General features: G+C 61.4%; 12 protein-coding genes and 1 pseudogene. 5 read left to right on the forward strand and 8 right to left on the reverse strand.

Going from position 1 to position 18,694, the window contains the following annotated elements; all coding sequences use genetic code 11:
* Positions 1-1,352 precede the first annotated feature (1,352 nt).
* The 5 genes and pseudogenes from PQG80_RS09800 to PQG80_RS09820 all read right to left on the reverse strand — a co-directional run.
* Positions 1,353-2,189, reverse strand: coding sequence for a hypothetical protein (locus PQG80_RS09800; RefSeq protein WP_271751114.1), 837 nt, complete (start codon positions 2,187-2,189; stop codon positions 1,353-1,355).
* Positions 2,190-2,260: 71 nt separating this feature from the next.
* Positions 2,261-2,422 carry a hypothetical protein gene (locus tag PQG80_RS09805; RefSeq protein ID WP_271751115.1) on the reverse strand — a complete coding sequence of 54 codons (162 nt, stop codon included), beginning with the start codon at positions 2,420-2,422 and terminating at the stop codon, positions 2,261-2,263.
* A 114-nt stretch (positions 2,423-2,536) separates the two neighbouring features.
* A complete protein-coding gene (locus PQG80_RS09810) occupies positions 2,537-4,678 on the reverse strand; it encodes a carbohydrate-binding domain-containing protein (protein ID WP_271751116.1) in 2,142 nt (713 codons plus the stop codon).
* Between the two features lie 310 nt (positions 4,679-4,988).
* Positions 4,989-5,669, reverse strand: a complete 681-nt coding sequence (locus tag PQG80_RS09815; protein ID WP_271751117.1) for a DUF4956 domain-containing protein — start codon at positions 5,667-5,669, stop codon at positions 4,989-4,991.
* 191 nt (positions 5,670-5,860) lie between these two features.
* A pseudogene (locus PQG80_RS09820) lies at positions 5,861-6,565 on the reverse strand (polyphosphate polymerase domain-containing protein); the annotation flags it as partial.
* A gap of 201 nt (positions 6,566-6,766) precedes the next feature.
* On the opposite strand from PQG80_RS09820, the gene PQG80_RS09825 reads away from it, so the two are divergent.
* The 3 genes from PQG80_RS09825 to PQG80_RS09835 are packed head-to-tail and all read left to right on the forward strand — an operon-like array spanning position 6,767 to position 12,133.
* A complete protein-coding gene (locus PQG80_RS09825; RefSeq protein WP_271751118.1) occupies positions 6,767-7,447 on the forward strand; it encodes a response regulator transcription factor in 681 nt (226 codons plus the stop codon).
* Positions 7,447-8,736: a sensor histidine kinase gene (locus tag PQG80_RS09830; RefSeq protein ID WP_271751119.1), complete on the forward strand. Its 1,290-nt coding sequence runs from the start codon at positions 7,447-7,449 to the stop codon at positions 8,734-8,736. The genes PQG80_RS09825 and PQG80_RS09830 overlap by 1 nt, the downstream gene beginning before the upstream one ends.
* A gap of 46 nt (positions 8,737-8,782) precedes the next feature.
* A complete protein-coding gene (locus PQG80_RS09835) occupies positions 8,783-12,133 on the forward strand; it encodes a hybrid sensor histidine kinase/response regulator (protein ID WP_271751120.1) in 3,351 nt (1,116 codons plus the stop codon).
* Between the two features lie 553 nt (positions 12,134-12,686).
* Here the strand turns inward: PQG80_RS09835 and PQG80_RS09840 are convergent.
* Positions 12,687-13,421: a Bax inhibitor-1/YccA family protein gene (locus PQG80_RS09840; RefSeq protein WP_271751121.1), complete on the reverse strand. Its 735-nt coding sequence runs from the start codon at positions 13,419-13,421 to the stop codon at positions 12,687-12,689.
* A gap of 121 nt (positions 13,422-13,542) precedes the next feature.
* Positions 13,543-15,372: a histidine kinase N-terminal 7TM domain-containing diguanylate cyclase gene (locus PQG80_RS09845; protein WP_271751122.1), complete on the reverse strand. Its 1,830-nt coding sequence runs from the start codon at positions 15,370-15,372 to the stop codon at positions 13,543-13,545.
* A gap of 184 nt (positions 15,373-15,556) precedes the next feature.
* On the opposite strand from PQG80_RS09845, the gene thrC reads away from it, so the two are divergent.
* Both thrC and PQG80_RS09855 read left to right on the forward strand, forming a co-directional pair.
* Complete coding sequence (thrC, locus tag PQG80_RS09850; protein ID WP_271751123.1) at positions 15,557-16,945, forward strand: threonine synthase; 1,389 nt, start codon at positions 15,557-15,559, stop codon at positions 16,943-16,945.
* A gap of 172 nt (positions 16,946-17,117) precedes the next feature.
* On the forward strand, positions 17,118-18,053 hold the full coding sequence (locus tag PQG80_RS09855) for an SHOCT domain-containing protein (RefSeq protein WP_271751124.1): 936 nt from the start codon (positions 17,118-17,120) through the stop codon (positions 18,051-18,053).
* Between the two features lie 86 nt (positions 18,054-18,139).
* On the opposite strand, the gene PQG80_RS09860 is transcribed toward PQG80_RS09855, so the two are convergent.
* A complete protein-coding gene (locus tag PQG80_RS09860; RefSeq protein ID WP_271751126.1) occupies positions 18,140-18,679 on the reverse strand; it encodes a GyrI-like domain-containing protein in 540 nt (179 codons plus the stop codon).
* Positions 18,680-18,694: the final 15 nt, after the last annotated feature.

Raw genomic sequence — 18,694 nt, forward strand, 5'->3', positions numbered from 1 at the left:
GCGATCGCCATCAACTTGGAATGCAGACCGAGGAAATTGCGCAAAAATCCAAATAGATCGGCACTAAAAAGATTACCATAAATAAACAAAAACGCCCAACTTTGATTTTGAATAATTCAACGACATAATTAGACAACAAACGCCGTCGAAAAAGGAAAGTGCGATCTGTAGTCTACATCGCCTACTGGAGCTTTACCCCAAACCTTATTCTTCGCAAGAACGCGCACACGCTTCATTTGAGGCTCATTTCCCCCTTTCTGTTTCGGAACAACTACCTTATCCACCCCCCTGCCTGACGCTTGAAATTCCACACCTCTTGCAGTCATTCGTGGCTTTAAGAGCGGTTCGACTTGGCATATCGTTAACCTCGTCATTGCAGCTATTTTCCTCCCTATAACGCATGAATAACGACAGTCAGTCTCACTATATGTAAATTTATGTAATCTAATAAATTCCATAAATGATTAAGTGATCCTTTTACCTCCTCCGTAATTGTCGTCAATCGTTTGGAGTAATACTACGATGACGGTTACCCTCATAGGGGCCTTCGGGAGAGGGAGGAAGCGTCGGCGGCAGGGAAAAAGGAAGGAAAATCACGATGATCGAGCCGATCGGGGTTTATATCGAGCGTGGGAGCCGGGGTGGGCGGTGTCGGAAATTGCGGAAGAGCAGCGTATGGCGGTGTGGTGATGGAGGGGCAAGTCGTATTCGATACCGAGCAAGGGCGGTTTAAACTGAGCCAGGGGGTTAGGCTGTCTATGCCGAAGAACCACGAGCGCAGCGCGTAAAGCTCGTCCAAGGAATCTCATGAGAGGTATGTCGCGTATTTTGATGGCATGGGAGAAGGAGAGAGAGAGAGAGGGTGAAGGATGGCCCCTGCTGATGTCGGAGCGGGTACGCGTCGCGAGGCTGCCGAATTACGAGTATGCGCGCGGCCGCTTCGCTATGCTCATCCAGCACAGCTGCGGCCATCCGCCTACAAGTCCGAGCGATGTCACGCTTCGCTCATGGAGCTGCTGGCGCTGCTGGCAAGGTGTTCAAAAAAATAACCGGCTCCTCCCGTCCGCATACGTGCGGCGCAAAGGGGAACCGGTCGGATAGGCGGAAGAATACTAGGCGCGGTGCCTTGCCAAGAGCCTGAGAACCCGCGACCAAAGGCAGAACCCCTCGATGATCAATCATCGAGGGGCTCTGCTCAGACATCGTATTTAGTTGACCCTTCGCAGGCCCTTATTTTTCGCAGGCTTTACTTTCTCGTTCAACCGAACCGTTTGACCACGTTTTTGACGCGGGGAGTCTTTAGCAGCACTTTTCCTTAATACGGATAATACTTTCATGACTACCGCCACCTTTTATTGGTCTTTAATAGATTCTAGCATAATTTTTAACAATTTGTCCAACGATCCTAGTATGTAGAAGTTAGAAGTCGCAAACTCGAATTCTCTCAACGTTCGCTTGTTCACAACGTCTTCTTTTTCGATAAAAATAATGAACGCAAGATTAAATCTCTCGTCTCTTACAAAAAAATAACTCTTTACGCTGTAGTGCGGATAGCGATGGGGATCGATCGTATCTTGATAATTCTGCAAAGTGTTATCATTTAAAGCTTTTCTGATGATTTGGGTGTCAGGCCCCGACAGATCGGGTACATCGATATCCCTTACCGCGATATATTCGTCGTTATTCATTCCCTGGCTTCCAATCAGCCAATAAGCACGATACGTTCGCTTTTCCAATGAAAAAATGCGAGCGATTCCATTTACGTACTCATCCATCCAACGCTTAACGCGAACCAGCTCGTTCCCCGTAATCCGGGGTCGATCGAATTGGATATGGTTCAGAGCGGAGGCGAGCTCATCATTAGCGATTAACGATGGGTACCTGTCTCTTTCTCTTATCCATCCGATCTTTCCTAGTATGAATTGGATGGCGAATCCACATCCGAAAAGCCATAATCCGATCAATAATAAAGATAGCGTAATGAAAAATAGATACTGGATATCCTCAGGGCTTTTGTCGGATTTAGGGTGCAGAGATGCCCAATAGTGCGCGGGCCCGCCAAAAAACCAGGCCAGATGCTTATAAACGCTTCCATTAATAGCATTCACGAATAGGCTCTCGATTAGAGTGAATACCCATATAACCAGTGGCAGGATCCATATAAAGCGCTTTGCCCTATCTTTACCCACTCTTCAACTCTCCCAGGCTATCCATTATGAACCAATTAATTCTACTTTTAAATAGAAAAAATGACAATCTCTTATAGATTGTCATTTCGCCTTAAACCTTTATTTTTAGCTTTGCCTACGGTACCGTTCCATACCTTTGTTATTTTCAATTTCTCGCCGGAGGGTAATCGGACATCGCGGCGTTCGATTATTTTTGGCAGTTCGGCTGAGCTTTTCTTCTTAAACAATCTCATATCGATGCCTCCTATCTATTAACCAGTATGGGCATCATTCATAGATTCATTCACTATTAAAAGGCGGCCTCCTTGAAAGAGGACCGCCCATCTTCATTTGTGCCGTGTCGTCCTTTATTGCTGGACCGTTCCTGCGCTGCCGCGATCCCCTCTGCCGCCTCGGCCGCCGCCTCCCATGCCGCCGGGGAAGCCCATGCCCCCGCCACCGGTCGTGATGCCGGACTCGTTCACGTAGGTGGTCTTGTCGCCGAGCGCGAACGTCACGACCTTCGTCGTGCCTGCCGTGCCGCCGCCTGTATAGAGACCATCCTTCGGCGTGCCGCCGGACGTGCCCCCCGTCGAGATCGTGTAGCTCTCGCCGGCCTTGAGAGCGGTGGACGAGTAGACGAAGGTCTGGAACGTCTTGGTCGGCGCGAAGGTCGCGATCGCAGCCCCCGTGCTGTCCGTCAGCGTGATTAGCGTGCCCGCTTGGAGCGTGCTCGGGAAGGTCATGAGCACCGATAGCTGCGGCGAGTCCTCGGACGGCGCCTGCGCCATGCCGGCCGCTCCGACTGCGATCAGCGTGCCGCCGGATTGTTCGAACGTGCCGTCGTAGTCGAGCGGTCCGTTGCCGCTGTTGGTCGGGCCGTTGACGATGGCCGTGCCGCCGGTCATGACGGCCGAGCCGTTGGAGTCGAGGCCGTCGCCGCCTGCATCCACGTAGATGTAGCCGCCGGCGATCGTGAGCAGCGCTTCCCCGGTGCCCGCGGATGCGTTGACGCCGTCGTCGCTGGTCGCGACATGCGTCTCGCCGCCCGCGATCGTGATGCTCGCGCTCTCGATGCCTTCATAGCTCTTCTTAATATCGATGGTCCCGCCGGAAATGGTCAACGTCGTGTCGCCATGGATGCCGTCGTCGCCGCTCTGCAGGCTGAACGTGCCGCCCAAGATTCCGACGTTCGCATTGCTGTGGATCGCGTCATCCGCAGCGTCGACTTCGAACGTGCCGCTTTCGATCGCGAGGTCGCCGCCTGCCTTCAGCCCCTTGGCGCTCGTCGATTCCGTCTCCTCAGCCGCCGTCAGCTCATCCGCGTCGTTCCCGCTCGCGTCGTTCGAAGCCACGCCCGTATCGCCGGGAGTCGCCGCCGTGCCGTCGCCCGAAGTCGCTGCGCCTGCGGCCGTCTGACCCTGCGCCGCCGAGTCCGTCGCGCCGCTCGAGCCAGGCCCTTGGCCGTCCGCTGGCGGCGCCGGCGGCTGCGGCCTCTCGCCATCCGCACCCGTCCAACCACCACGTCCGCCGCCAAATCCGCTGCCGCCCGTGCCGCCCGGCCCGTTCTCGGCATGCACGATGGTCGACGCCGCGGCCCCGCCGCCCGTCACGATGTCGAACATGCCGTCCGCCACCAAGAGCGCCGTCTCCGCCTGGATACCGTCATTCGCGGCGGTGATCTTGAACGTGCCGTTCGCGATCGCCACGAACCCCTTGTCCGCCTCCGAGTCGTTGGTGGCCTTAATGCCGTCTCCGCCCGCATCGATAGTGACCGTGCCGGCCTGGACCGCCACGACGTCCTTGCCGATTACGCCGTCGTCCGCCGACTTCACCGCGATCGTGCCACTGACGACCTTCAGATCGTCGTTGGACTTGATGCCGTCGTTGAAGCTGCCGGTCACGGTCAGCTTGCCCGTACCGTTGAATGTCAGATCGTCCTTGCTGTATATAGCGGCGGTCGGCGCCTCCTCGGAGGTGTCCGCGTAGGTCGCGCCGTCAGTCACGCTGTTCTCCGCTCCCTCGGCGAGCGTCACGACCGTCTTGTCGGCGGACTTCACATAGATCGCCGTGCCGTTCTTGTTCGTAATGTCCGCGCCGTTCAGCACCAGCCGCACGACGTCCGCGTCGCCCGCCTCGACGACGATCTGCCCGTCGTCCAGCGTGCCGCTCAGCACGTACGTGCCCGCCGCCGTGATCTTCACCGCACCACCCTGCGCCGTCGCGCCAGATCCGGTCACGGTCGCCGCCCCGACGTCCAGCGCGATCGTCGTCGCGCCTTCGGACGTCCAGGCCGCCGTCGTATCCGCCTCGTCGAACGTCACCTTGTCGTCCAGGTTCACGCTGGCCAGCGTCACCGCCGTGCCCGAAGCTCCAGCCGACGCTGCCGACTGGACAGCGCTGGCCGACGCGGCGCCTGCCGCGTCCCCGGACTTGGCGCTGCAGCCCGCCGCCAGCATGGCGGCGAGGAGCGCGATCGCCGTGGCTTTTGCCTGATGTGAATGTTTCATACGGGTTTCCCTCTTTTCGATGTAGTTGAGCTTGCCGATCCTCGCCTTGTACCAGCCATGTCAGTGGCAATTAGCTGTATAAGTGCAGTTATCTGCCCGTCCTTGATCCAAATCCATGTCGTTACCTGCAGAAATGCAGCTAACTCGACGCAGCATCGCCGGAAATTGCGTGCGGAGGACAATTAAATGTAATTTTGCATCTATCCCCATCGGAAGCGGTAACTTGTACCGGGATAACGGCATATTTGCAGTTATCTCCCTCTCCCTCTCCCTCTCCCTCTCCTTGCCGCCCGCCTGCGCCCCGATCCGATCAATACTCCTGCATCACCGGGTTCATCGTCAGCGTGATGTCCAGATTGCCGTTGCGCGTCCGTACCGCGTCGAGCAGCTCCTTCTGGCTCGTCTGCGGCCCGATATTCACCGCGTACACCAGCTCGTACAGGCTGCCGAGCTCCGTCGTGCGTACCTTCTTCAGCTCATAGCCGACGCCGAACTTTTTGAACACCTCGTCGAACGCTTCTTCATAGCCCAGGTTCTCGGGAATCGTGACTTTCAGCAGCTTGGTCTGCGCCTTGTTCGCGCCGAAGCCCACCGCCTTGAGCACGAACATCAGGAGGCACAGGCACACCGTGAACAGCGCCGCGTACCCATACGCGCCGACGCCGCAGGCCAGGCCCGCCGCCATCGAGAACAGCACGTACGAGATATCCTTGGCGTCGCCCGGCGCGCTGCGAAACCGGATGATCGAGAAGGCGCCCGCCAGGCTGAACGCCCGCGCGATATTGCTGCCGATCAGGAGAATGATGATGGCGACGATCGTCGGCAGGACCATCATGGTGAGGGTGAAGCTCGGAGAGTAAGCGACCTGCGTTTTCATATAAGTAAAGCTGATCACGGCCCCCAGCAGGATGGCGATCCCGAAGGTGAGCAGCGCATGCGTCAAGGTCAGCTCCGTGTCTGCGGCGACCGTCGTGAATATCGACTCGATCATAGAATGATTCTCTCCCTTTCCGTATGCTGCCGTTCGGCCCGCTCTATCGCTGCCTCTTCCGCAGCCGCTATATCCGCATCCGCATCCGCATCCACATCCACATCCACATCCGCATTCGTATTCGTATTCGCATTCGCATCCATATCCGCAGCCGCCGCGCATTCGTACAGCTCCGGCACCCGCCCCGCATAGCGGACCGACTTCTTATACTCGTTGCCGTATTTACTGAAGCTCGTCCGGTACATCGACAGCTCCGACAGCAGCCGCGACAGCCACACCGGCACCGTCTTCTCGGCCTTCACTTCCATCAGCCACTGGCCCTTGTCCATCAGCTGCTCGCCGTAATCGCCGGCCTCGAGCGACAGATCGTACCGCCGCGACCGGATGTTCGTGTCGAACGTGATCCGCAGGTCCCGCCCGTCCTTCGCGAACATCGCGATCCGGTCGTACGCCAGATACGTCATCGGCACGAGCGCGTACCGCGACAGGAAATACTCGATCTCCGCGATCACCTGCTTGTTCATCCCGTCCCGGTACGCCGGCGGCCGGCCCGTCCGGACGAAATCATACGCTTCGCCGAGCCTCAGCGCCGTACGCCGCTTGTTCACGATTCCGAACACCTTCTTTTTCAGCTCCAGATACACCTTCGCGTCCGGCGCCGGCACGCCGTATGCCCGTATGCGCAGCTTTTCCCGATACTTGGGCTTGGAGAGACTGCTGCGGATGAGCGTGTGCTGCTCGGTATCGTAGTAAAGGTTGCTGATCGCGTAGAACTTGTCGTCCTTGTTGTAGGCGTCGAGATTCATGTATGCCGTCAGGCGGTTGTAGATGCCGTAGAAGGCCTTCGTGTCCATCAGGTACTTGTTCTCGTAGCGGTTGAAGACTTCGATCGCCATGTTCAGCGCTCCTTTCCGTCGTCGGCGATGCCTCGCCCTTCTATGACTCCAGCTTAGTGCGGTAACCTTTAACGAATCTTAAATGGTTAACGCAGTGTAAAAAGTTGGGGCGGCGGGCGCCCGGATGGTACGATTAAGGTTGATTAAAGGTTCTCTCCCTACAATAGAGGGCAAGACGTTCGATAAGGGGATCAGACAACCATGCGGATACTCATCGTAGAAGACGAGGTGCATCTGGCGGAGGCGCTCGCGCAGATTCTGCGCAAGCATCATTACTCCGTGGACGCCGTTCACGACGGGCAGTCGGGGCTGGACAACGCGCTGAGCGGCATCTACGACCTGCTGCTGCTCGATATCATGCTGCCGGAGATGGACGGGATCCAGATCCTGCGCCAGCTCCGCGAGCAGGGCGTGCGGACGCCCGTCATCATGCTCACCGCCAAGGGCGACACCGACGACAAGATCGCGGGGCTCGACTACGGCGCGGACGATTATATCGCGAAGCCGTTCGTCACGGGCGAACTGCTGGCGCGGATCCGGGCCGCGCTGCGGCGCAAGGGGGATGCGGTCGTGCCGGAGGACGGACTGCGGTTCGCGGATCTCGAGCTCAACATGTCGACGCTCAAGCTGTCCTGCAAGGGCAAGGAGCTCAAGCTCATCCTCAAGGAGAGCGAGCTGCTGGAGCTCCTGATCTCGCGCCGGCAGGCGGTGACGAGCAAGGAGCAGATCATCGAGAAGCTATGGGGCTTCGACTCGGACGCGGAGCACAACAACGTGGAGGTCTACATCTCCTTTTTGCGGAAAAAACTGACCTTCCTGAACGCGGGGGCGCGCATAAGCACGATACGGGGCGTCGGGTACGTACTGGAGGCGGCGGAGTGATGTTCAACCGGCTGCGCAATCGGTTCCTCCTCATGAACATGGTCATCATCACGATCATCATGCTCGTCGCGTTCGCGTCCATCTACGTTATCACGTACCAGAATACCAAGCGGGACATCGACATGGAGCTGCACCGCGTGGCGGACTTCTACCACAAAGGCGGCGACGGCGCGAACGGCGGCAGACAGCGGCTCGGACTAGACGGCGGCAAGCCCCCACAGCAGATGAACGACGGCGGGCCGGGACCGTTCGCCGAGCGCTCGGTGTCCTTCGCGCTGCGGACGGACGACGAATGGAACCTGGTCTCCACCGATTCGCGCTACGACATGGACGACGAATTCTACGCCGCGGCGCTGAAGAAGGCGAAGACCGACCCCGTCGACAGCGGCCGCTTCACCCAGGACGACACGCGATGGGCGTACAGCGTAGAGCCCGGTCCGACGGGATACACCGTCTCCTATATGGACGTGACCGCCCAGCAGAAGATCCTCACGAACCTCGTGTACACCTTCTCCGCGGTCGCGCTCGTCATGCTGGCGGTCATCTATGCGACGAGCCGCTACTTCGCGGGACGCTCCATCGCGCCCGTCCGCGACGCCTTCGACAAGCAGAAGCGCTTCATAGCGGACGCCTCGCACGAGCTGAAGACGCCGCTCGCCGTCATCAATACCAACGCCGACGTCCTGCTTGCCAACGAGGGCGACACGATCGCGACGCAGGCCAAGTGGCTGCATCATATCAAGTCGGAGACCGAGCGCATGAAGACGCTGACCGACGATCTGTTGTATCTGACCGAGATGGATGACGCGCGGGCGCGGACGATCTACGTTCCGTTCGACGTCAGCAACGCGGTGGAGGGGGTCATCCTCACGATGGAGGCCGTCATCTTCGAGCAGGATCTCGCGCTGGACTACGAGATCGAGCCCGGCCTCTCCGCCGTCGGCAGCGCCGAGCAGATCAAGCAGGTCGTCATGATCCTGCTGGACAACGCGGCCAAGTACAACGAGCCCCGGGGATCCATCTCGCTGACGCTGAAGCGCCAGCATCATCACATCCAGCTCGCGGTCGCCAACACGGGCGCCGGCATTCCCGCCGAACACGTCGACCGCATCTTCGACCGCTTCTACCGCGCCGACGCCTCGCGCTCGCGCCGGCAGGGCGGCTACGGCCTCGGCCTTGCCATCGCCAAGTCGATCGTCGAGCAGCACCGGGGGCGCATCTCCGCGAGGAGCGTGCCGGGCGAGCGGACGACGTTCACCGTGACGCTGCCCTTGGAAGGAAAAAAATAAGCCCGCCGCGAGGAGATCCGGGTGGCTTTGTCGAATTTTGCACGTTATGAAACGAAAATCGCTGACTACAAGCCAATATATCGCCGTCGCCGCGCTGTTCTTCGCCGTTCTCTTCGGCCTCAGATGGTCCTGGACCCACCTGTTCTTCCCGGTCTCGCATCCCGTTATCGAGGACGGCGTGCTCGACCTGCGCGGCGTCGATCTGGAAGCATCGCCGCCGTTCGCGCTGGACGGCGAGTGGCGCTTCTATCCTTCCCGCTTCCTGTCCGAGGAAGAAGCCAGGGCGGAGACCTACGCGTCCCGCCCTATTCAAGTGCCCGGAGACTGGCGCGACGCGCTGGACCCCGGCGGCGGCGCACCGTCCTACGGCTACGGCACCTATCGGCTGCGCATTCTGACCGATCCGCTGGACAAGCCCGTCACCGCCTGGCTGAACCGCATCCAGTCCGCTTCCGTCGTGTCGATGAACGGCTTCTCGGAGGGCACGATCGGGCGCGTCGCCGCGACCGGAGATCGCTACGAGCCTTCGAGTATCTCCTACACGTCCACATACGGCGGAGACGGCGCGACGGAGATCGACCTCCTCGTGCAGGTGTCCAACTTCGACCAGCCGCTCCAGGGCGGCATCACCCGCTCCGTGCAGTTCGGCGCCCAGTCGTCGGTCGACTTCGCCAGGTGGTATTCGATCGGGTTTCAACTGATCGCCTTCGTCGTGCTGCTGCTCCATGGCTTCTACGCCCTCACGCTGTACTTGCTCAACCGGCGCGACCGGACGTTCCTGCTCTTCAGCCTGCTCACGATGGCAGCCGCGCTGACCGTAACCACGGACCACGACAACCTGCTCCTGCTCTGGCTGCCGATCGAGTTTGCCTGGGGACTCAAGCTTAGGCTGCTCTCTTATATGTGGCTGTCCTACTTGATCCTCGTGCTCTACAAACGATTCATACCGACGCCGCCCTGGAAGAAGGGAACTCGCATATACTTCGCCGCGCTGTGCGCCTACTCGGCCTTCGTCGCGATCGCGCCGGCTTCGTGGGTATACGTCTCGCGCCATTATCTCGTATTCAGCGTGTTCTATCTGGTGCCGTTCGTACGGATGGCCTGGCTCGTCGTCCGGATGTATGCCAAGCGGCGCAGCGACGAAGGCTCCGTGTTCCTGCTGCTCGCCGGGTCGGCCGTGCTGTCGAGCGTCGCCGGGGGCGTATTGAACGCGGAGTTCGACATTACGCCCGTGTACTATCCGGTCGACGTCATCGCGGCGATCATCGGCTTCTCGTCCTACTGGTTCCAGGTCTACTTCCGCAATGCCCGGGAGAACGCCCAGCTCAACGAGCGGCTCCGGGCCGCCGACAAGCTGAAGGACGAGTTCCTCGCCAATACGTCGCACGAGCTGCGCACGCCGCTGCACGGCATCATGAACATCGCGGAAAACGTGATGGCCAAGGAGCGCGGCCGTCTCAGCGACGGCGCCCTGAAGGACATGGACCTGCTCGTCGGCGTCAGCCGTCGCATGTCCCATCTGCTGAACGACCTGCTCGACGTCGCCCGGCTGCAGGACGGCGGCATCGCGCTGCGGATCGCGCCCATGCGCATTCAGGCGGTCGTCCCCGGCGTGCTGGACATGCTCGGCTTCCTCGCCGACAACAAGCCCGTGCGACTGCGCTCGGACGTCCCGGACACGCTGCCGCCCGTCCTCGCCGACGAGCAGCGCGTCGTCCAGATCCTGTACAATCTGCTGCACAACGCCATCAAGTACACCGAGGAGGGCGTCATCTCCGTCTCCGCCGAGCTCGCGGACGGGCGGGTGGCCGTCTCGGTGTCCGACACCGGCATCGGCATGGACGAGGAGACGCAGTCCCGGGTATTCCGGCGCTACGAGCATGAGACGGGCGGCGACGGCATCGGTCTCGGCCTCAACATCTCCCATCAGCTGGCCGAGCTGCACGGCGGCACGCTGACGGTGCGCTCCGCGCCGGGCGCCGGTTCGGTCTTCCGGTTCGATCTGCCTTTGGCGGGCGCCGGCGCGGCACCGACGGAGGAGGCGCGGACAGCGGGTGTGTCGGCGGGCGCGTCGGATGATGGCCCGTCGGATGGGCCGGTCGACGGGCGAACTCATGGCGCGTCGGTGGGGCCAGTTGACGTGCTGGCTCATGGTGCGTCGGCCGCCGAAGCGCCGGCTGGCGCGGATGGCGTACCGGCTAGCACGGGGGGCGCACCCGCGAGCACGGATCGCGCGCGGGGGGAGGCCTCGCCTGTTTTACCAGTATCGCCCGTGTCGCCGGGATCGCAGCCGTTCGCCGATGCTCGCCGCGACCCGGATCTCGCTTCCCTCCAATCCAGCGAAGCGGATGCGGAGACCGCCGCGACGCTGTACCTGCCGCCCTCGGGCCGCGCGCGCATCCTCGCCGTCGACGACGACCCGGTGAACCTGAACGTCCTTGCCGGCATCCTCTCGAGCGAGCCGTACGATATCTCGTATGTCCGTTCGGCTCAGGATGCGATCGCCATGCTGGGCGACCGGCGGTGGGACCTGCTCATCGCGGATGTCATGATGCCGCGCATGTCCGGCTACGAGCTGACGCGCCGCGCGAGAGAACGCTACTCCGCCTCGGAGCTGCCGATCCTCCTCTTGACGGCGCGCAGCCAGCCGGCCGATATCTACGCAGGGTTCAAGGCCGGCGCGAGCGACTACGTCGCCAAGCCGGTGGACGCGCCCGAGCTGCGATACCGCATCCGCGCGCTCATCGCGCTCAAGCGATCCGCCAGCGAACGCCTGCGGATGGAGGCCGCGTACCTCCAGGCCCAGATTCAGCCCCATTTCGTCGTCAATACGCTGAACGCCATGATCGCGCTCGGCGAGACCGAACCGGACCGCATGCGGGAGCTCGGGCATGCCTTCGCTTCGTTTCTGCGGCACAGCTTCGACTCGATCAATGCCGAGGAGTTGGTCCTGCTCTCGCACGAGATCGGGCTGACCGAGGCCTACCTGTTCATCGAACGCGCGCGATTCGGCGACAGGCTGCGCGTCGTGTGGGAGACCGACGCCAGCCTTGGCCTCGAACCTCAGGTCCCGCCGCTGTCGATCCAGCCGCTCGTCGAGAATGCGGTCAAGCACGGCGTGCTGCGGCAGAGCGTCGGCGGCACGGTGCGCATCCGCATCCTGCGCGTCGACGGCCGCATACGGATCGAGGTCGGCGACGACGGCGTCGGCATGACCACGGAGCAGGCGCGCCAGGCGCTGACCCAGTCCGCGGGCGCCGCCGGCCGCGGCGTCGGCCTGTACAACACGAACCGCCGGCTCAAGCGCCTGTACGGCCAAGGCCTGCGCATCCAGAGCCAGCCGGGCGAAGGGACGGTCGTCTCCTTCGAGGTGCCCGACCGCGCGGCCCGCGGATAGCGCCGCCCTCCGCACGCCCCGGCTTGCGGTCCATGCTCGCTGCCTAGGGCCAGCATTGCTGCCTGCCGTCCCCGCCATCGCCATCGCCTCATTGCCCCGTCGCCGTCGCCGCATCGACCCCGTCGCCGCAAAAAAATAACTGCAAAAATACATCTATTTCACGCGAATCCTCCACTTTATCCCAAATAAGTGCAAAAGTGCAGTTAATCGCGTCCCGGAAGCCGCCATCGTGCGTTACGGACCGAATTAGCTGCACTTTTACAATTATCGCCTCCTCCACCCCACCCCCCAAAAAATTAACTGTACTTTAGCACTTATCGCATACTTCCAACGGGATTCCATCACACGCAGCGTCCGCCCAACCAACACTCTAATTACTCGCCAACCGCCATGTGCTTCCCACCGAAAGGACTTTCCGCCGCCGCACTCCCGCCTACCGCTATGTGCTTCCCACCGACAGCACTTTCCGCCGCCGTTCTCCCGGCATCCGCTCCCGCCCAAATTAAAAAGCCCGCGCCGTCCGGCACGAGCTTCTCCGATATCCTAAAGCCTTTTAGTCCCTGCTCCGCAGCTTCGCCAGCAGCCGGACGATCTCGAGGTACAGCCACACCAGCGTGACCAGCAGGCCGAACGCGCCGTACCACTCCATGTACTTCGGCGCGCCTTGACGGGCGCCGTTCTCGATGAAGTCGAAGTCCAGCACGAGATTCAGCGCCGCGATGACGACGATGAAGGCGGAGATGGCGATGCCGATCCCGCTGCTGTCATGCAGATAAGGTATCGTCACGCCGAACATGCCCAGCACCCAGCTCAGCAGGTACAGGATCGCGATGCCGGCCGTCGCCGCGAACACGCCGAGCTTGAAGTTCTCGGTCGCCTTGATCAACCGGGTCTTGTAAGCGAGCAGCAGCGCGATGAAGATCCCCATCGTGAGCAGCGCCGCCTGGAGCGTGATACCCGAGTAGTAGGACTCGTAGTTGGCCGAGATCGCGCCGAGGAAGACGCCCTCCGCGACCGCGTAGACCGGCGCGAGATAGGGTGCTGTCTTCGGCGCAAAGCTGATGATGAGCGCGAGCACGAATCCGAGGATGGCCCCGCCGATCGCGAACGGAATGATATTGCCGCCGTCGAAGTAATTGTTCCAGGAGACGAACGCGCCCGCCATCAGCAGGACGAGCATGATGAACGCCTTGTTCACCGTGCCGTCGATCGTCATGCTCTCTCCGCCGTAGGCCTGGCCTTGCCGCTCGAATGCCTTGTCGCTTAAAGTTGGGTTGCCGCTGCGCATCAAGTGCGATCCCTCCGCTTCTATTTGCGAAGATTATAGCATGACCAGCCTTGCTCCACCAATATATTCCATCGTCACAGGCATTCGCGCTGCGCGCATTTGCCAGCCATGTCAGCCTTCGTCAAACTTCGCCCGCTTCGTCAGCCTCGCCCGCGTCAATCCCGGCCACCCGCACGGCATCCCGCCCGTCGCTCTTGGCCGCGTACAGCGCCATGTCCGCCTGCTTCAGCAGCCGCTTCAGCCTCAGGTCCGCAGACTCCGCCTCTGCGCTCGCCGCGACCTCTGCCCATGCGCCTGCCATCGCTTCAGCTTCAGCGTTTGCACTTCTCGACGCTTCAGCCTTCGCACTTCTCGGCGCTTCGACCTCTACACTTCTCGGCGCTTCGACCTCTGCACTTCCCGCCGCCGAATCTGCACTTTTCGCCCCATCCGCTTCCGCCTGCGCGCTTCTCGCCTTCTCCCCGAGCCGCGCCGACGTCGTCGCGATGCCGAAGCTCGCCGTCATCCGCAGCTGGCCGCCCGGCACTTCCAGGGGCTGCGCTGACAGCTCCCTCCGGATGCGATGCGCCGCGGACTCGGCTCTCGCCGGGCTCAGGCCGGGCATCGCGATCGCGAACTCCTCGCCGCCGTAGCGGGCGAACAGGTCGTCCCGCCGCAGCGCGCGGCGGCAGATGTCCGCGATATGGATCAGCGCCTGGTCGCCGACGTCGTGTCCATAGGTATCGTTGATCCGCTTGAAGTGGTCGATGTCGAACAGGACGACCGCCAGCGGCTCTCCGGCTTCGTCCGTCTCCTCCAGCAGCGCAGCGCCCAGGTTCATGAAGCGCGCACGGTTGTAGACGCCGGTCAGGCCGTCGTAGTAGGCCATCTGCCGCAGCTGCTCTTGCAGCTGCACCCGCTGCGTAATATCGATCAGGACGATGAGCCTGCCGGCCACCAGCCCCCCCGGATCGCGCACGACCGACGTACGCACCTGATAATGATACGCGCGGTCCTCCACCGTCCACGGGATTTCCTGAATGTCCGCTCCGTCCGGCGTCTTCGCTTTTCCGTCGTCTTCCCCGTCGCGAGAGAGCGGCCCCGCATTCGTGTGCAGCATCCAGAGACGATCCAGCCGGCTCCCGATCTCGGTGGCGGTCAGCTCGGGGATGATCGTCGCGGCGGCCGCATTGTAGTCGACCAGCCGGTTCTCCGTGTCGAGCACGAGGACGCCGTCGCGCATGCTCTCGAACAGGTTGTCCCGGGCGATCGGCACGACGTGGAACAAGCCCCGCGACGCTAGCGCCCACATGTAGAGCGCGGACGTGACCGTCATGATGACGGGAATCGGATCGATGCCTTCCGGCGTCACGCCGCCCAGATAGAAGAAGTCGCCCACGATGGGAAGGAGCAGTCCGATCAGCAGCGTCACGAGCTGGAACCGGTAAGCCCGCTTGCGCCGCCATTGGACGATCAGCAGCGCTACGCCGCCGATCATGCAGCCGAAGGTATAGGCGCCGGCGATGAGATACCACGGGCCCGCGACGAGATCCGCCTTGGGCGTAAGCGTGTCCGGACGCAGCACGATATCGCGATAATATAAATGATGCACCTCGTTCGTCAGAACGAGCGTCAGGGTGATGACGGGAATCACGAAGAGGCCGGTGCGCAGCGCGCGCTTCAGATACTTTTCCATGCCCAGGAAGTACATGACCATGAGCAGGTTGAGCGGCGGCAGGAACGGCATGCCGAGATACTGAACCTTGATCCAGAGGATGATCTCTTCGAGCGATCCGGCGGACAGCTCAAGCGCGGAACCGAACGTATAGATGGCCGACAGCAGGCTGAAGCCGACGAACGTTTTGACCATCGATACCTTGGAGCGGCCGGACAGCGCATAGATGCCCATGAGCAAATTAATGACGCCTGCCGTGATGATTAGCGTTAAGACGGCTGAATAGGGGGTTCCCATAGATGATTGACTCCGTTAGCTCATGTTCGCCTGCCCTGCTAGGACAATCGCGTTGCGCGTGAATGGCTATATTGATCGTATCATAAATACGTCGAATCTTGCGATGAAGTTCGATACATTGGTGGGCATCGCCCCTCTTTTTTGATACAATAGACCAAACATTCACACGGATAAGGGGATCGAGATGGAATATATCAGCACCCGGGGCCAGGTGGCTCCCCTCGGCTTTATCGATGCGATTCTGATGGGACTGGCGGACGACGGCGGTCTGCTCGTGCCTAAGACGGTACCGCAAGTGGACGCGCAGACGCTGCAGGCCTGGGGCAAGCTCACCTACGCGGAGCTGGCGCTCGAGATCTTCACGCTGTATATCGGCGACGAGATTCCCCGCGACGAGCTGAGCCGGCTGATCGAAGACAGCTACGGCACGTTCCGCGACCCCGACGTGACGCCGCTGCGGCGCCTCAACAACGGTCTTTACGTGCTCGAGCTGTTCCACGGCCCGACCTTCGCCTTCAAGGACATCGCGCTGCAGTTCCTCGGCAATCTGTACGCCTACGTGTCCAAGCAGACGAACTCGATCATCCACATCCTCGGCGCGACCTCCGGCGATACGGGCGCATCGGCGATCGAGGGCGTGCGTGGCAAAGAGGGCATCCGCATCTGCATCCTGCATCCGTCCGGCAAAGTAAGCAAGGTGCAGGAGCTGCAGATGACGACCGTGGACGACGCGAACGTGCTGAACCTGGCCGTGGACGGCACGTTCGACGATTGCCAGCGCATCATCAAGGAGCTGTTCGCGGACGTCGCGTTCAAGCACAAGTACCACCTGCGCGCCATCAACTCGATCAACATCGCGCGCATCCTGGCGCAGACCGTCTATTACTTCTACGCTTACCTCCAACTCGCACAGCAGGGACAGTCCGAGCGCATGAACTTCAGCGTGCCGACGGGCAACTTCGGCGACATCTTCGCAGGCTACCTGGCCAAGCGCATGGGTCTGCCGATCGGCAAGCTCATCCTCGCGACCAACGAGAACAACATTCTCGAGCGCTTCGTGAACGAGGGCATGTACGAGCCGGGCGAATTCCGCGGGACGCACAGCCCGTCCATGGATATTCAGGTGGCGAGCAACTTCGAGCGCTATCTCTACTATCTGTGCGGAGAGGACGCCGGCGAGGTCTCCCGCCTCATGGGGCAGTTCACGACCGAGGGCAGCATCGTCATCCCGTCCGAGCGGATGAATCAGGTGCAGGCGGACTTCGCCGCCTACGGCGTCAAGAACGAGGAGTGCCTGGACACGATCGGCGACTACTTCGCCAAGTACGACTATCTCCTCGATCCTCATACCGCCTGCGGCGTCGCGGCGAGCGACCGCTTGACGGAGGACGGCGAGGTGACGGTCGCCTTGTCTACGGCCCACCCGGCCAAGTTCGACGAGTCGATCCGCCTGCGCGGCATCGAGCAGACCTATCCGGAGCAGATCGGCGCGCTGTTCGGCAAGCCGCAGCATCAGAAGCAGGTCGGCGGCGCCAGAGAAGCGATCAAGGCCGAGCTCGAGCAGTTTTTCTAAAAGTATAAAGACCCATGGGTGGACCCCTGCGGCGCTTCGGCGCGGCGGCGAGGTCCGCCTCTTTTTTTATATTCTCAGGAAGCGCTCAGCGAGGGTTCACGGGAAATTCAGCCAGGCGGGCTAAGATGTGTACATGAACGACAAACTTAAGCCCACTTAGGAGGCAGCATACATGACCCATCCGAAAAAGCACAAGAAGCTCGCCGTCACCTCTCTTGCCCTCGCAATTGCCGTCTTCGGCAGCGCCATCTCCGTAGGCAGCGCGTTCGCCGCCACGACCGGCGCAGCGGCATCGACTGCGACGGCATCGCCGGCCGCGGCCGGCTCGTCGGCAACCCCATCCGCATCGGCCGAGGACAAAGCCGGGGGGCATCACAGAGGCGGCGGCTTCAGAGCCGGCTGGGACAGCGCGGAGCTGGCCAAGCTGCTCGGCTTAACCGAGGATGAGCTGAAGACGCAGCTGAAAGCCGGCAAGACGCTGGCGGATATCGCTTCCGCGCAGGGCGTAGAGGCGCAGAAGGTCCAGGCTCTGATCCAGTCGGCGCTGACCGAGCAACTGGACAGCCGCCTCGCGGACGGCAAGATTACGCAGGCGCAGTACGATGCGCAGAAGGCGACGCTGGCCGATCGAGCCGCGGACGCGATGACAGGCGCCTACTCCGGCAAGGGCGGCGGTAAAGGCGGCCACGGCGGCGGATTCGGGGGAGGCGGACGGGGAGGATTCGGCATCGACCTGAAGGACAACGCCGACATCGCTACCCTGTTCGGCCTGACGACCGACGAGTTGTCCACGCAGCTCCGGGCCGGCAAGTCGCTCTCCGCGCTAGCCGAAGCCAAGGGCGTATCGGTCGATACCGTCACGGCCAAGGTCGTCACGCTGCTCACCGCGGCGCTCGACCAGCGCCTCGCGGACGGCAGGATCACGCAGGCGCAGTACGACGCGCAAAAGGCCAAGCTGGCCGATCAGGCCGATCACATCGTGAGCCGTACATTCACGGGGCACGACGGCGCGCGCGGCAAGGGCGGCAAGGCGAAGGCCGACGAAGGCAACGACGCCGACGCCTCCACCGATTCCTCCGCCTCCGCTTCCGCATCGACAGCCGATTAATTCCGCAGCACCAAGAAGCCGCCCTCCGACCTCGTCGGAGAGCGGCTTCTGTCGCATGGAGCGGTGGCCTTGATAGAGGCTCGCGCTTATGCGATGGGGATCAGTATCGTGAACTCCGGATGCGGATCGTGCGCATCCTGCGCCATCGGATACAGCTCGATATGCTTGAACTCCCCTTCTGCCGCCCGGTAGCCCTGCTTCTCGATCCAGGCATACAGGTTGCTGTACGACAGGCCGATCGACTGCCCCTTCTTGTGCTCGAACTTGGCGCAGGTGAGCGCGGGCACTCGTATCCGAACCATATCGCCAGGCACGACGGCGCCTTCCGGCACCTCCACGGCCGCATAATGCAGGAAGCCCTCCCGCACCACATGAGACGATAGGCCGAGCAGCGTCTCCGGCTGCGTCAGCTTCGGAATCTCGCTTAGCCGCGCCTTCAGCTCGTTCTGCAGATCGCGGATCTCGCCTGCCTGAGCGCCCGCGAACGTACCCTCCCACTTGAGCCCTACGGCTTCGAAGCCGGGCATCTCGTAAATTAAGATATCCCCGGCGGTGGCCTGTGGGCCTGCGGTCGTACCTTGATTCTCCACATTCAGGTTCATATCCATCTGCTCGTGCTGCGCCATGGGATTCAGCTCCTT

It is taken from the genome of Cohnella rhizoplanae, from assembly GCF_948329515.1.
Classification (GTDB): Bacteria; Bacillota; Bacilli; order Paenibacillales; family Paenibacillaceae; genus Cohnella; species Cohnella rhizoplanae.

Coding starts and splice junctions, on each gene's coding strand:
- PQG80_RS09805 (WP_271751115.1), bottom strand. CDS start 2,422: ATGAGATTGTTTAAGAAGAAAAGCTCAGCCGAACTGCCAAAAATAATC.
- PQG80_RS09810 (WP_271751116.1), bottom strand. CDS start 4,678: ATGAAACATTCACATCAGGCAAAAGCCACGGCGATCGCGCTCCTCGCC.
- PQG80_RS09815 (WP_271751117.1), bottom strand. CDS start 5,669: ATGATCGAGTCGATATTCACGACGGTCGCCGCAGACACGGAGCTGACC.
- PQG80_RS09825 (WP_271751118.1), top strand. CDS start 6,767: ATGCGGATACTCATCGTAGAAGACGAGGTGCATCTGGCGGAGGCGCTC.
- PQG80_RS09830 (WP_271751119.1), top strand. CDS start 7,447: ATGTTCAACCGGCTGCGCAATCGGTTCCTCCTCATGAACATGGTCATC.
- PQG80_RS09835 (WP_271751120.1), top strand. CDS start 8,783: ATGAAACGAAAATCGCTGACTACAAGCCAATATATCGCCGTCGCCGCG.
- PQG80_RS09840 (WP_271751121.1), bottom strand. CDS start 13,421: ATGCGCAGCGGCAACCCAACTTTAAGCGACAAGGCATTCGAGCGGCAA.
- PQG80_RS09845 (WP_271751122.1), bottom strand. CDS start 15,372: ATGGGAACCCCCTATTCAGCCGTCTTAACGCTAATCATCACGGCAGGC.
- thrC (WP_271751123.1), top strand. CDS start 15,557: ATGGAATATATCAGCACCCGGGGCCAGGTGGCTCCCCTCGGCTTTATC.
- PQG80_RS09855 (WP_271751124.1), top strand. CDS start 17,118: ATGACCCATCCGAAAAAGCACAAGAAGCTCGCCGTCACCTCTCTTGCC.
- PQG80_RS09860 (WP_271751126.1), bottom strand. CDS start 18,679: ATGGCGCAGCACGAGCAGATGGATATGAACCTGAATGTGGAGAATCAA.